The 13,057-nt window shown below is 64.0% G+C and carries 13 protein-coding genes; 6 read left to right on the top strand and 7 right to left on the bottom strand.

Going from position 1 to position 13,057, the window contains the following annotated elements; translation table 11 throughout:
- The first annotated feature begins 4 nt into the window (after positions 1-4).
- Positions 5-892, top strand: a complete 888-nt coding sequence (locus JN756_RS00100) for a lysophospholipid acyltransferase (protein WP_017848962.1) — start codon at positions 5-7, stop codon at positions 890-892.
- Between the two features lie 123 nt (positions 893-1,015).
- On the opposite strand, the gene JN756_RS00105 is transcribed toward JN756_RS00100, so the two are convergent.
- From JN756_RS00105 to def, 5 genes are all read right to left on the bottom strand, one after another.
- Entirely contained in the window at positions 1,016-1,327 is a 312-nt protein-coding gene (locus JN756_RS00105) for a hypothetical protein (protein ID WP_057004925.1), read from the bottom strand.
- A gap of 19 nt (positions 1,328-1,346) precedes the next feature.
- A complete protein-coding gene (gene trkA / locus JN756_RS00110) occupies positions 1,347-2,720 on the bottom strand; it encodes a Trk system potassium transporter TrkA (protein ID WP_046381563.1) in 1,374 nt (457 codons plus the stop codon).
- 22 nt (positions 2,721-2,742) lie between these two features.
- Entirely contained in the window at positions 2,743-4,053 is a 1,311-nt protein-coding gene (gene rsmB, locus JN756_RS00115) for a 16S rRNA (cytosine(967)-C(5))-methyltransferase RsmB (protein WP_017848965.1), read from the bottom strand.
- Positions 4,050-5,003, bottom strand: coding sequence for a methionyl-tRNA formyltransferase (fmt, locus tag JN756_RS00120; RefSeq protein ID WP_046381561.1), 954 nt, complete (start codon positions 5,001-5,003; stop codon positions 4,050-4,052). Before fmt ends, rsmB begins: the two co-directional genes overlap by 4 nt.
- A gap of 69 nt (positions 5,004-5,072) precedes the next feature.
- Positions 5,073-5,579, bottom strand: a complete 507-nt coding sequence (def, locus tag JN756_RS00125; protein WP_017848967.1) for a peptide deformylase — start codon at positions 5,577-5,579, stop codon at positions 5,073-5,075.
- A gap of 135 nt (positions 5,580-5,714) precedes the next feature.
- Between def and JN756_RS00130 the strand changes: the two genes are divergently transcribed.
- The 3 genes from JN756_RS00130 (at position 5,715) to tsaC (ending at position 8,261) form a co-directional block, all read left to right on the top strand.
- Positions 5,715-6,491: a hypothetical protein gene (locus JN756_RS00130; protein WP_057004926.1), complete on the top strand. Its 777-nt coding sequence runs from the start codon at positions 5,715-5,717 to the stop codon at positions 6,489-6,491.
- Between the two features lie 63 nt (positions 6,492-6,554).
- A complete protein-coding gene (gene dprA, locus JN756_RS00135; RefSeq protein WP_057004927.1) occupies positions 6,555-7,649 on the top strand; it encodes a DNA-processing protein DprA in 1,095 nt (364 codons plus the stop codon).
- A gap of 54 nt (positions 7,650-7,703) precedes the next feature.
- Positions 7,704-8,261 carry an L-threonylcarbamoyladenylate synthase type 1 TsaC gene (gene tsaC, locus JN756_RS00140; protein WP_017848970.1) on the top strand — a complete coding sequence of 186 codons (558 nt, stop codon included), beginning with the start codon at positions 7,704-7,706 and terminating at the stop codon, positions 8,259-8,261.
- A 131-nt stretch (positions 8,262-8,392) separates the two neighbouring features.
- On the opposite strand, the gene JN756_RS00145 is transcribed toward tsaC, so the two are convergent.
- Positions 8,393-9,370, bottom strand: coding sequence for an NADPH:quinone reductase (locus JN756_RS00145; RefSeq protein WP_057004928.1), 978 nt, complete (start codon positions 9,368-9,370; stop codon positions 8,393-8,395).
- Positions 9,371-9,530: 160 nt separating this feature from the next.
- Between JN756_RS00145 and hemF the strand changes: the two genes are divergently transcribed.
- Positions 9,531-10,463, top strand: coding sequence for an oxygen-dependent coproporphyrinogen oxidase (gene hemF, locus JN756_RS00150; protein WP_017848972.1), 933 nt, complete (start codon positions 9,531-9,533; stop codon positions 10,461-10,463).
- Positions 10,463-11,281 carry a shikimate dehydrogenase gene (aroE, locus tag JN756_RS00155; protein WP_017848973.1) on the top strand — a complete coding sequence of 273 codons (819 nt, stop codon included), beginning with the start codon at positions 10,463-10,465 and terminating at the stop codon, positions 11,279-11,281. Before hemF ends, aroE begins: the two co-directional genes overlap by 1 nt.
- A gap of 52 nt (positions 11,282-11,333) precedes the next feature.
- On the opposite strand, the gene JN756_RS00160 is transcribed toward aroE, so the two are convergent.
- Positions 11,334-12,902 carry a SulP family inorganic anion transporter gene (locus JN756_RS00160; RefSeq protein WP_177030321.1) on the bottom strand — a complete coding sequence of 523 codons (1,569 nt, stop codon included), beginning with the start codon at positions 12,900-12,902 and terminating at the stop codon, positions 11,334-11,336.
- Positions 12,903-13,057: the final 155 nt, after the last annotated feature.

Below are 13,057 nucleotides of genomic sequence, written 5' to 3' on the forward strand. Positions count from 1 at the left end.
ACCTGTGGAAAAGTTTAAAGGCGCCTTGCTGGTAGGCGCTCTCCGGTTGTTTGCCCTGCTGCCCTGGCGCGCCGTGCAAGCCGTAGGTTCGGCGATTGGCTGGATCATGTGGAAAACCCCCAACCGCTCCCGCGACACGGTGCGGATCAACCTCTCAAAATGCTTCCCGGACATGGACCCGGCCGAGCGCGAGCGCCTGGTGGGCCGCAGCCTGATGGACATCGGCAAGTCCCTGACCGAAAGCGCCTGCGCCTGGATCTGGCCGGCCCAGCGCTCCATCGACCTGGTGCGCGAAGTCGAAGGCCTGGAAGTCCTCCACGAAGCCCTGGCCTCGGGCAAAGGCGTGGTCGGTATCACCAGCCACCTGGGCAACTGGGAGGTGTTGAACCACTTCTATTGCAGCCAGTGCAAACCGATCATTTTCTACCGCCCGCCGAAGCTCAAGGCGGTGGATGACCTGCTGCGCAAGCAACGCGTGCAACTGGGTAACCGCGTGGCGGCGTCCACCAAGGAAGGCATCCTCAGTGTCATCAAGGAAGTGCGCAAGGGCGGCCAGGTGGGCATTCCGGCCGACCCGGAGCCGGCTGAATCGGCGGGGATCTTCGTGCCGTTCTTCGCCACCCAGGCGCTGACCAGCAAGTTCGTGCCGAACATGCTCGCGGGCCACAAGGCGGTCGGTGTATTCCTGCATGCCCTGCGCCTGCCGGACGGTTCAGGCTACAAAGTGATCCTGGAAGCGGCGCCGGAAGACATGTACAGCACCGACACCGCCACCTCCTGCGCGGCGATGAGCAAGGTGGTGGAGCGTTATGTCGGCGCCTACCCGAGCCAGTACATGTGGAGCATGAAGCGCTTCAAGAAACGCCCGCCGGGTGAGGCGCGGTGGTACTGACTCAAAGGCAACCCAAAACCAATGTGGGAGGGGGCTTGCCCCCGATAGCGGTGTATCAGTCGATGCATATTGGACTGAACCACCGCTATCGGGGGCAAGCCCCCTCCCACATTTGAGTTCCGCTTAGGCCTTGCGGTCGAGTTTTTTCAGGAACACCGTCATTTCTTTCTCGGCCTGCTTGTCGCCATGGGCCTGGGCCGCTTCAATGCCCTTCCCCCAGGCCAGTCGCGCGGCAGCCTGATCGCCCAGCCCGACGTGGGCCTTACCCAGCAGCTTCCACGCCGCCGAATACTTCGGATCAAACTCGACACACTTGTGCAGATGCTCGGCGGCCTTGGCGTTGTCCTTCAGGTCCAGATAACCCTTGCCCAGCCCAAAGCGCAGCAGGGCGTTATCCACACCCTTGGCCAGCATTTTCTCCAGGGATTCGAGCATGTCGGTGTACTCCGTTTGATCAGAAAAAGCTCAACCCCACGTGGAACAGCTTCTCCACATCGCGGATATGTTTTTTATCCACCAGGAACAGGATCACATGGTCACCGGTGGCAATTACCGTGTCGTCGTGGGCAATGATCACTTCTTCATCGCGAATGATCGCACCGATGGTGGTACCCGGCGGCAAGCCGATGTCGCGGATGGCCTTGCCGATCACCTTGCTCGACTTCGAGTCGCCATGGGCGATCGCCTCGATGGCTTCCGCCGCGCCGCGGCGCAGGGAGTGGACGCTGACGATATCGCCACGGCGCACGTGGGTGAGCAAGGTGCCGATAGTCGCCAACTGCGGGCTGATGGCGATGTCGATATCGCCGCCCTGGATCAGGTCGACATACGCTGGGTTATTGATGATGGTCATCACCTTCTTCGCCCCCAGCCGCTTGGCCAGCAGCGATGACATGATGTTGGCTTCGTCATCGTTGGTCAGGGCCAGGAAGATATCGGCGTCGGCGATGTTTTCTTCCATCAACAGGTCGCGGTCCGAGGCGCTGCCTTGCAGGACTACAGTGCTGTCGAGGGTGTCGGACAAATGCCGGCAGCGCGCCGGGCTCATCTCGATGATCTTCACTTGGTAGCGGCTTTCGATGGCCTCAGCCAAGCGTTCGCCGATCTGCCCGCCACCGGCGATGACGATGCGTTTATACGTCTCATCGAGACGGCGCATTTCGCTCATCACGGCACGAATATTCGCTTTGGCGGCGATGAAGAAGACTTCGTCGTCAGCCTCGATCACCGTGTCGCCCTGGGGCAGGATCGGCCGGTCACGCCGGAAAATCGCCGCGACGCGGGTTTCCACATTCGGCATGTGTTCGCGCAGTTGGCGCAGTTGCTGGCCGACCAACGGCCCGCCGTAATAGGCCTTCACGGCGACCAGTTGCGCTTTGCCGTCGGCGAAGTCGATCACCTGCAACGCGCCGGGAATCTCGATCAGGCGCTTGATGTAATGGGTGACCACCTGCTCCGGGCTGATCAGCACGTCCACCGGGATCGCGTCGTTGTCGAACAGGCCGGCGCGGGTCAGGTAGGCGGCTTCACGCACCCGGGCGATCTTGGTCGGGGTGTGGAACAGCGTGTGGGCGACCTGGCACGCGACCATATTGGTCTCGTCGCTGTTGGTTACGGCCACCAGCATGTCGGCATCGTCGGCACCCGCCTGACGCAGCACCGTAGGAAACGACGCACGGCCCTGCACGGTACGAATGTCCAGGCGGTCGCCGAGGTTGCGCAGGCGCTCGGCATCGGTGTCGACCACGGTGATGTCGTTGGATTCGCTGGCCAAATGCTCGGCCAGCGTGCCACCGACCTGCCCTGCCCCGAGGATGATGATTTTCATCCGGTCACTCCCTTTGAACCGTTCAGCCGCGTGCGGCGGCGATCTTGATCAGTTTGGCGTAGTAGAAGCCATCGTGTCCGCCTTCCTGCGCCAGCAATTGGCGCCCGTGGGGCTGCTTGATGCCGGCTGCGGTGGCGAGGTCCAGCTCGCGCGCGCCGCTGGTACGGGCGAGGAAGGCTTCGATGACCTCGGTGTTCTCGGTGGGCAAGGTGGAACAGGTGGCGTAGAGCAGGATGCCGCCGACTTCCAGGGTCGGCCACAACGCGTCGAGCAGTTCGCCTTGCAGCACGGCCAGGGCGGCGATGTCGTCGGGTTGGCGGGTCAGCTTGATGTCCGGGTGGCGACGGATCACGCCGGTGGCGGAGCACGGCGCGTCGAGCAGGATGCGCTGGAACGGCTTGCCGTCCCACCAGGTGGCGGTGTCGCGGCCATCGGCGGCGATCAGCTCGGCGCTCAGGCCCAGGCGTGCGAGGTTTTCCCGCACGCGCACCAGGCGCTTGGCTTCCAGGTCGACGGCGACGACGCCGGCGAGGTCTTTTTCGACCTCCAGGATGTGACACGTCTTACCGCCGGGGGCGCAGCAGGCGTCCAGCACGCGCTGGCCTGGGGCCAGGTCGAGCAGGTCGGCCGCCAGTTGCGCGGCTTCGTCCTGCACGCTGATCCAGCCCTCGGCGAAGCCCGGCAGGCTGCGCACGTCGGTGGCGGCTTCGAGCACGATGCCATCGGTGCTGTACACGCACGGCGCGGCCGCGATGCCCGCATCGGTCAGCAATTGCAGATAAGCATCGCGGCGGTGATGGCGACGGTTGACCCGCAGGATCATCGGCGGGTGTGCATTGTTGGCCGCGCAGATGGCTTCCCATTGCTCGGGCCAGAAGGCTTTCAGGGATTTTTGCAGCCAGCGCGGGTGAGCGGTACGCACCACCGGGTCATGTTCCAGCTCGGCCAGCAGCGCTTCGCTTTCGCGCTGGGCGCGGCGCAGCACGGCGTTGAGCAGGGCTTTGGCCCAGGGTTTTTTCAGCTTTTCGGCGCAGCCGACGGTTTCACCGATGGCGGCGTGGGCCGGCACGCGGGTGTAGAGCAATTGATAGAGGCCTACCAGCAGCAGCGCTTCTACATCGGCATCGGCCGCCTTGAACGGCTTTTGCAGCAGCTTGGCTGCCAGCGCCGACAGCCGTGGCTGCCAGCGCGCGGTGCCGAAGGCGAGGTCCTGGGTGAAGCCGCGATCACGGTCTTCGACCTTATCCAACTGGGTCGGCAGCGAACTGTTCAGCGAAGCCTTGCCGTTGAGCACGGCGGCCAGGGCCTTGGCGGCGGCCAGACGCGGGTTCATTGGGCGGCCACCCCGAGAAGCGTGCCTACGGCAAATTTCTCACGACGGCTGTTGAACAAATCGCTGAAATTCAGCGCCTTGCCACCGGGCAATTGCAGACGCGTCAGACACAGCGCCTGTTCACCGCAGGCGACCAGCAGGCCGTCCTTGCTGGCACCGATGATTTCACCGGGGGCGCCCTTGCCGTCGGCCAGGGTGGCAGCCAACACCTTCAAGGCTTCGCCGTTGAGGGTGCTGTGGCAGATCGGCCACGGGTTGAACGCGCGCACCAGGCGCTCCAGTTCCACGGCCGGGCGGCTCCAGTCGAGGCGCGCTTCGTCCTTGTTCAGTTTGTGCGCGTAGGTCGCCAGGCTGTCGTCCTGCACCTCGCCTTCGAGGGTGCCGGCAGCGAGCCCGGCAATCGCCTGGATCACGGCCGGCGGGCCCATCTCGGCCAAGCGATCGTGCAGGCTGCCGCCGGTGTCTTCGGCGGTGATCGGGGTGCTGACTTTCAACAGCATCGGGCCGGTATCCAGGCCCGCTTCCATACGCATCACGGTCACGCCGCTTTCGCTGTCGCCCGCTTCCACGGCGCGTTGGATCGGTGCCGCACCGCGCCAGCGTGGCAGCAGCGAGGCATGGCTGTTGATGCAACCCAGGCGCGGGATGTCCAGGACCACTTGGGGCAGGATCAAGCCGTAGGCCACCACCACCAGCAGGTCCGGTTTCAGCGCGGCCAACTCGGCCTGGGCCTCGGCGTTGCGCAGGGTCGGCGGTTGCAGCACGGGAATGTGGTGCTCCAGCGCCAGTTGCTTGACCGGGCTCGGCATCAGTTTTTGCCCGCGACCGGCCGGGCGATCCGGCTGGGTGTACACCGCGACGATGTCATAAGGGCTGGCGAGCAGGGCCTTGAGGTGTTCGGCGGCAAATTCGGGTGTGCCGGCAAAAACAATGCGCAGTGGCTCGGTCATGGGCGTTCTCGGTTAAAAGCAGTCACAAAAGAAAAAGGCTTGCCGCAGCAAGCCTTTGGAAGAAGGGCATCAAGCTTGCTGGCGGTGCTTTTTTTCCAGCTTCTTCTTGATCCGGTCACGTTTGAGCGTGGACAGGTAATCGACAAACAGCTTGCCGTTGAGGTGGTCGCATTCGTGCTGGATACACACCGCCAGCAGGCCTTCGGCAACCTGCTCGAAGGGCTTGCCGTCGCGGTCCAGGGCCCTGATCTTCACGCGCACCGGGCGCTCGACGTTCTCGTAGAACTCCGGCACCGACAGGCAGCCTTCCTGGTATTCGCCCATTTCGTCGGTCAGCGCTTCGAACTCGGGGTTGATGAACACCCGTGGCTCGCTGCGATCTTCGGACAGGTCCATCACCACGACACGCTGATGCACGTTGACCTGGGTCGCGGCGAGGCCGATGCCCGGGGCTTCATACATTGTTTCAAACATGTCATCGACCAACTGACGAACCTTATCGTCCACTACGGCCACCGGTTTGGCGATCGTGCGCAGGCGCGAGTCGGGGAATTCGAGGATGTTCAAAATAGCCATAAGCGTAATTGCTGCACATGTGAGGTAAAGGCAAATCGGCGTAGGGATGGACCCGCACGGCCGGTGTGGAACGCTCGGAAGCCGCGAAGGCTATGGCGTTTCACGCGAACGTACATAATAAAGGAGATTCACCCCATGAGGAAATCGCTACTCGTCTTGCTGCTCTGGGCGCCGTTCGCCCAGGCCCTGCTTCCATCGCCCGGCCCGCGCCTGGATCAACCGACGCAACAGGCCATCCAGCGATTTTTGTTACACAATCGCATCCTCGATTCGCCCCTCGATCTCGATAACGCGCCCTACGTTGTCGCGGCAGAGGCCGGGCGCGTGCTGGGGGCCAATGGCGAGCGCGTGCATGCCCGCGGCGTCCTGGACCCGGCCCAGCCAAGCTATGGGATTTTCCGCCGAGGCAAGGTCTACACCGACCCCAAAACCCAGGAGTTACTGGGTATCCACGCCGACGACATCGGCACCGCGCACTGGGTGATGGCCGGCGACCTGACCACCCTTGCCGTACAACGGGTCACCCAGGAAGTGCGCCCCGGCGACCGCTTGCTGCGTGCCGAACCGCCGGTTGCGCTGGCCAGCCTGGAAGGCCCGCAGGCCGCGCCGTTTATCGAAGGGCGCATCATCGACGTACCCAAGGGCGTGACGCAGATCGGCGTGCTGGATGCCGTGACCCTGAATAAAGGCCGCCGCGACGGCCTGGTCGACGGCCAACGGCTGAATGTGATCAAGACCGGCGCCACGGTACGCGACGCTCTCAGCGGCGCTCCGGTGAAGCTGGCCGATGAGTACGGCGGCATGCTGCTGGTGTTTCGCACCTACGAAAAACTCAGTTACGGCCTGGTCCTCAATGCCTCGCGGCCACTGGCGGTGATGGACCGTTTCGAGACGGCCCGTCAAACGCAATAAATAGGCTGCTAAATAAGTTACCAACAGAGTTATCCACAGCTTGTTCCGGTCAAGGATGATCAGATGTATCCGATAAACAGCAGTGAAATTTCCCCGGCAGAACTGGAAGCCCGGCTACGCTTGCACAGGCTGCCGGAACTGGGCCCGAAGCGTTTTCGCCGGTTGATCGACGCGTTCGGCTGCGCCTCGAAGGCGCTCAGCGCGCCGGCCAGCGCCTGGCGTTCGCTCGGCTTGCCCGCCGTCAGCGCCGAGGCCCGGCGCAGCCATGAAGTCCGCGAGGGCGCGAGTGTCGCATTGGCCTGGCTGGCGCGTCCGGCCCAGCATTTGCTGATGTGGGACCAGCCTGAGTACCCCGCACTGCTGGCCCAGATCGATGACGCACCGCCGTTGTTATTCGTCGCCGGCGACCCTGCGATCCTGGAAAAACCCCAGTTGGCCATGGTCGGCAGCCGTCGCGCATCGCGCCCCGGCATGGACACCGCCGCCGCCTTTTCCCGCAGCCTGGCGAGTGCTGGGTTTGTCATCACCAGCGGCCTGGCCCTGGGCATTGACGGCGCGGCGCATCAAGCGGCCCTGGAGGTCGGCGGGCAGACCATCGGCGTACTCGGCACCGGCCTGGAAAAGTTTTATCCACAGCGCCACCGACGCCTCGCGGCCGCGATGATTGCCCAGGGCAGCGCGGTGGTTTCCGAGTTTCCGCTGGACGCCGCGCCCCAGGCCGGCAATTTCCCCCGGCGCAACCGCATCATCAGTGGTCTGTCGCTGGGCGTGCTGGTGGTGGAAGCCGGCATCGCCAGCGGTTCGCTGATCACCGCGCGGCTCGCCGCCGAGCAAGGGCGCGAGGTGTACGCGATTCCCGGCTCGATCCATCATCCCGCAGCCAAGGGTTGTCATCAGCTGATCCGCGACGGCGCGGTGTTGGTGGAAACCATCGAGCACATTCTTGAAGGCTTGCGCGGCTGGCAGGCGCTGCCGTGTCCGGTGCCGCTGCCGGCGACTCATCCGCTGGTCGCACTGCTGCATGCGGCGCCCCACACCAGCGAAGCCCTGGCGATTGCCAGCGGGCGGCCGTTGTCCCAGGTGCTGGCGAGCCTCACTGAATTGGAGCTGGAAGGCCAGGTGATCTGCGAAAGCGGGCGTTGGCTCGCGCGCTGCTAGGTTTTGCAGGGAAGATCGGTAAACTGCGCAGAGCTTTAGTCCGGAGAGTGAGTAATGGTCAACAGGTGGCGTGTGCTGGAAGCCGCACGAGAAATTCGCGCAGGCGCGGTGATTGCCTATCCGACCGAGGCGGTCTGGGGCCTGGGCTGTGACCCGTGGAACGAAGCGGCGGTGGACCGGCTGCTGGCGATCAAGAACCGCTCGGTGGATAAGGGCCTGATCCTGGTCGCGGATACTATCCGCCAGTTCGATTTTCTCTTCGAAGACTTCCCGCAGGATTGGATCGACCGCATGGCCAGCACCTGGCCGGGGCCGAACACCTGGCTGGTGCCTCATCAGGACCTGTTGCCGGAATGGGTCACGGGGGAGCATGACACCGTGGCGCTGCGGGTCAGCGACCATCCGCTGGTGCGCGACTTGTGCTCATTGGTCGGGCCATTGATTTCCACCTCGGCCAACCCCCAGGGCCGCCCGGCCGCCCGCACGCGGATTCGCGTCGAGCAGTACTTCCGTGGCCAGGTCGATCTGGTGTTGGGTGGCGCCCTCGGTGGGCGCAAGAACCCGAGCCTGATTCGCGATCTGGTGACGGGTGAGGTTGTGCGGCCGTCCTGAGACCGTGGCGTGGCTATCGCGGGCAAGCCCGGCTCCCACATTCGATCGGTGTCCGTCATGACAACACGGTCAAATGTAGGAGCCGGGCTTGCCCGCGATGGCACCCTTAGCCACGCCAGAAACCCCAAGCCTTACGGCAACAGAATGGTCGACCCGGTCGTGCGCCGCGCCGACAGCTCGGTCTGCGCCTTGGCCGCTTCCGCCAGCGAGAAGCGCTGGTTGATATCGATGCGTACCTTGCCACTCTGGATCATCGAGAACAGATCATCGGCCATGGCCTGCAAGTCCTTGGGGTTGCTGGCGTAGGTCGCCAGGGTCGGCCGGGTGACGTACAGCGAGCCCTTGGCCGCCAGAATCCCCAGGTTCACCCCGTCCACCGCGCCCGAGGCGTTACCGAAACTCACCACCAACCCCCGGGGCGCTGCGCAGTCCAGCGAGGTCAGCCAGGTGTCCTTGCCGACGCCGTCGTACACCACCGGGCATTTCTTGCCGTCGGTCAATTCCAGCACGCGCTGTGCGACGTTTTCCTTGCTGTAGTCGATGGTTGCCCAGGCGCCGTGGGATTTGGCCACGGCGGCTTTTTCCGGCGAACTGACCGTGCCGATCAGCTTCACACCCAGGGCCTTGGCCCACTGGCAGGCCAGGGAGCCCACGCCACCGGCTGCGGCGTGGAACAGGATGGTTTCGCCGCCCTTCAACTCATAGGTCTGGCGCAGCAGGTATTGCACGGTCAGGCCCTTGAGCATCGCGCCAGCGGCTTGTTCGAAGCTGATGTCGTCCGGCAGGTGAACCAGGTTGGCTGCGGGCAACACGTGCAGTTCGCTGTAGGCACCCAATGGCCCACTGCCGTAGGCCACGCGGTCGCCGACCTTGAATTGGCTGACCTCGCTGCCCACGGCGTCGACCACACCGGCACCTTCGGCGCCCAGGCCCGACGGCAAGGCCGGCGGCGCGTACAAGCCGCTGCGATAGTAGGTGTCGATGAAGTTCAGGCCGATGGCCGCGTTGCGCACCCGAACCTGCTGTGGGCCAGGTTCTGCTGGCGTGTAGTCCACATACTCAAGCACCTCGGGGCCGCCATGGGCGCTGAACTGGATACGTTTGGCCATCTGCACTTCTCCTGGGTTCGAATTCGGGTAGCGCCCTATCGGACTCCTAAGCTTGATCTTCGTCAACTGCGACGGAGTTGAGTGCGGTGGTATCCTGTGCGCCCATTTGCCGCCGACGCCCAATGGCCTCGCGTAGCTTTGCCCGATTCAAGGTGATGCCATGACTACCCGCACCGAGGCTGTTAAAGCCTATCTGCTTGATCTGCAAGACCGTATTTGCAGCGCCCTGGAAACCTTCGAGACGGACACTCGCTTTATCGAAGACGCCTGGACCCGGCCAGCCGGCGGCGGCGGTCGCACCCGTGTGATTGAAAACGGTACGGTGATCGAAAAAGGCGGCGTCAACTTTTCCCACGTGTTTGGCAGCGGCCTGCCGCCGTCCGCCAGCGCGCATCGCCCCGAGCTGGCCGGGCGCGGGTTTGAAGCGCTGGGGGTGTCGCTGGTGATTCACCCGCACAACCCGCATGTACCGACTTCCCACGCCAACGTGCGCTTTTTCATCGCTGAAAAAGAAGGTGAAGAGCCGGTGTGGTGGTTTGGCGGCGGCTTCGACCTCACGCCCTATTACGCCAACGAAGAAGACTGCATCCACTGGCACCGCGTGGCCGAACAGGCCTGTGCGCCGTTTGGCGCCGACGTTTATGCGCGCTACAAGGCCTGGTGCGACACCTACTTCTACATCAAGCATCGCAACGAACCGCGCGGCATCGGCGGCCTGTTCTTCGATGACTTGAACGAGTGGGACTTCGACACCTGCTTCGCCTTCATCCGTGCCATCGGCGATGCGTACATCGACGCCTACCTGCCGATCGTGCAGCGCCGCAAGGCCCAGGCCTATACCGAACAGCAGCGCGAATTCCAGGAATTCCGCCGTGGTCGCTACGTTGAATTCAACCTGGTCTACGACCGTGGCACCTTGTTCGGCCTGCAGTCGGGCGGGCGTACCGAGTCGATCCTGATGTCGCTGCCGCCCCAGGTGCGCTGGAGCTACGACTGGAAAGCCGAGGCCGGCAGCGAAGAAGCGCGCCTCACCGACTACTTCCTGCAAGACCGCGACTGGCTCGGCGTGGCTGCGCCCAAGGCGGCGGTCTGATGGACCGTTATGTGGTGTTCGGCAACCCCATCGGCCACAGCAAGTCGCCGTTGATCCACCGCATGTTCGCCGAGCAGACCGGCGAGCAACTGGACTACAGCGCTCTGCTTGCGCCGCTCGAGGATTTCATCGGGTTTGCCCGTGAGTTTTTTCAACAAGGCCGTGGCGCCAACGTCACGGTGCCGTTCAAGGAAGACGCCTACCGCCTGGCCGATACCCTCACCGCACGCGCCGAGCGCGCCGGGGCGGTGAACACCCTGAGCAAGCTGGCCGATGGCAGCCTGCTGGGCGATAACACCGACGGCGCCGGCCTGGTGCGCGACCTGACGGTGAATGCCGGGCTGCACCTGCAAGGGCAACGCATCCTCTTGCTCGGCGCTGGCGGTGCAGTGCGCGGGGCGTTGGAGCCGTTACTGGCCGAGCGGCCGGCGTCGCTGATCATCGCCAACCGCACCGTGGAAAAAGCCGAAATGCTCGCCGAGTTGTTCGACGATTTGGGCCCGGTGTCTGCCAGTGGTTTCGACTGGCTGTGTGAGCCGGTGGACGTGATCATCAATGCCACCTCCGCCAGCCTGTCAGGCGATGTACCGCCGATTGCAGGCAGCTTGATCGCGCCGGGCAAAACGTTTTGCTACGACATGATGTATGCCAAGGAACCGACCGCATTCTGCCGCTGGGCCACGGAACACGGCGCGGCGGTGGCGATGGATGGTCTGGGCATGCTGGTGGAGCAGGCCGCGGAAGCGTTCTTCCTGTGGCGCGGCGTGCGTCCGGATTCGGCGCCGGTGTTGGCTGAACTGCGCCGCCAATTGGCTTGAAGCAACTCGAAAGGTGGGAGGAGCAAGCCCCCTCCCACCTGTTTGACCGCATTCAGTCTTCGAAATGGATGGGGCAATTGTCGGCGCCTTCCAGCTTTTTCAACTCCTCGACGACCTGCGGCCTGGCCCGGCGCAAGGTCAGGCTACGGCCCATCGCCCTTAATCGACGCGCTTCCTGGTGCAGCATCTCCACCCCGGAATAGTCGATAAAGTTGATCTGCTGCGCTTCGATTACCACCCGCTCACTCTGCAGGCTTTGCAGGCGAACCTGCAGGTAATGGCTGGCGCCGAAAAAGATCGAGCCACCGACCCGCAACACCTCTTCCTCGCCGTCGCGCCATTGCTGAACCCGCGGCTGCGAGGTGCGCTTGAGGTAGAAAAACAGTGAGGCCAGCACTCCGGCGTAAATCGCGGTTTGCAGCTCCAGCAGCAACGTGGCGATGCAGGTCAGGCTCATCACCACAAACTCGGCGCGACTGACCCGGAACAACGCACGAATGCCCCGATGATCCACCAGGCCCCAACTGATCAGCAGGATGCTCGCGGCCATGCTCGGGATCGGTATATGTGCGATCAGCGCTGCACCAAACAGTGCGAACAATGCCACCCACAGGGCGGAAAACACCCCCGCCAGCGGCGAGCAGGCGCCTGCTTCGTAGCTGAGGCCGGAGCGCGTAAAGGAACCGGCCGACAGGTAGCCGGAGAAAAATCCGCCGACGATATTGGACAAACCCTGCGCTCGAACTTCCTGGTTGGCGTCGAGCAATTGCTGTGAGCGCGCCGCCAGCGAGCGCGCGATCGACAGGCTGGTCACCAGCCCGAGCATACCCACCGCCACGGCGCTGGGCAGCAGGCGCAAGAGCATGTCCAGGTCCAGCGGCAACGGGCTGAATGGCGGCAGCTTGCCGATAAACGCACTGACCAGCGCCACCTGCCCGAATATCGCCGGCCACAGCCAGGCGGCCAGGCTGCCCAGCGCCAGCGTGATCAACAGCGTCGGCCAGCGCGGCAGCAGGTACTTGAGCAGCGCGCCCGCCAGCAAGGTGCCGAGCCCCAGGGCGAGTGAGGCGCGGTCCCACTCGCCGCCGTGCTCGATCAGTGCCATCAGGCTGTTGATCGCCGTGGCCTGGCTCGGCAAATCCAGGCCCAACAGGTTGGGCAGTTGGCCGAGGGCAATCACCACGGCGGCGCCGAGGGTGAACCCCAGCACCACCGAATGGGAGATGAAATTCACCAGCGCGCCGAAGCGCAGCAGGCCGAGCAACCACTGGAACACCCCGGCGAGGAAGGTCAGCAGCAGGATCAAGGTGATGTAGTCCTGTGAACCCGGCACGGCCAGGGGGCTGACGCTGGCGTAGAGCACGATGGATATCGCCGCCGTGGGGCCGCAGATCAGGTGCCAGGACGAACCCCAGAGGCACGCGATCAGCACCGGGATGATCGCGGCGTACAGGCCGTATTCCGGTGGGAGACCGGCGATGAGCGCATAGGCAATCGACTGCGGCAAGGCCAGCACCGCGCCGCTGAGGCCGACGATCGCGTCCCGGCCGACGCTGGCGCGGGTTTGGCGCGGCAGCCAACTGAGGAAGGGGAAGAGTGTGTGGCGGTTGGGCCGGGGCATCGCAAACTCGGGTTGAAAGGTTTGGCTCAGGGTATCAGTACACACCGGCTTTTTGTGGGAGGGGGCTTGCCCCCGATAGCGGCGAACCAGCCGCCGAAGATGTCGACTGACACTCACCTATCGGGAGCAAGCTCCCTCCCACATTTGGATAGTGG

Source organism: Pseudomonas sp. Y39-6, assembly GCF_023651955.1.
Classification (GTDB): Bacteria; Pseudomonadota; Gammaproteobacteria; order Pseudomonadales; family Pseudomonadaceae; genus Aquipseudomonas; species Aquipseudomonas veronii.

Coding starts and splice junctions, on each gene's coding strand:
- JN756_RS00105 (WP_057004925.1), bottom strand. CDS start 1,327: ATGCTCGAATCCCTGGAGAAAATGCTGGCCAAGGGTGTGGATAACGCC.
- trkA (WP_046381563.1), bottom strand. CDS start 2,720: ATGAAAATCATCATCCTCGGGGCAGGGCAGGTCGGTGGCACGCTGGCC.
- rsmB (WP_017848965.1), bottom strand. CDS start 4,053: ATGAACCCGCGTCTGGCCGCCGCCAAGGCCCTGGCCGCCGTGCTCAAC.
- fmt (WP_046381561.1), bottom strand. CDS start 5,003: ATGACCGAGCCACTGCGCATTGTTTTTGCCGGCACACCCGAATTTGCC.
- def (WP_017848967.1), bottom strand. CDS start 5,579: ATGGCTATTTTGAACATCCTCGAATTCCCCGACTCGCGCCTGCGCACG.
- JN756_RS00130 (WP_057004926.1), top strand. CDS start 5,715: ATGAGGAAATCGCTACTCGTCTTGCTGCTCTGGGCGCCGTTCGCCCAG.
- dprA (WP_057004927.1), top strand. CDS start 6,555: ATGTATCCGATAAACAGCAGTGAAATTTCCCCGGCAGAACTGGAAGCC.
- tsaC (WP_017848970.1), top strand. CDS start 7,704: ATGGTCAACAGGTGGCGTGTGCTGGAAGCCGCACGAGAAATTCGCGCA.
- JN756_RS00145 (WP_057004928.1), bottom strand. CDS start 9,370: ATGGCCAAACGTATCCAGTTCAGCGCCCATGGCGGCCCCGAGGTGCTT.
- hemF (WP_017848972.1), top strand. CDS start 9,531: ATGACTACCCGCACCGAGGCTGTTAAAGCCTATCTGCTTGATCTGCAA.
- aroE (WP_017848973.1), top strand. CDS start 10,463: ATGGACCGTTATGTGGTGTTCGGCAACCCCATCGGCCACAGCAAGTCG.
- JN756_RS00160 (WP_177030321.1), bottom strand. CDS start 12,902: ATGCCCCGGCCCAACCGCCACACACTCTTCCCCTTCCTCAGTTGGCTG.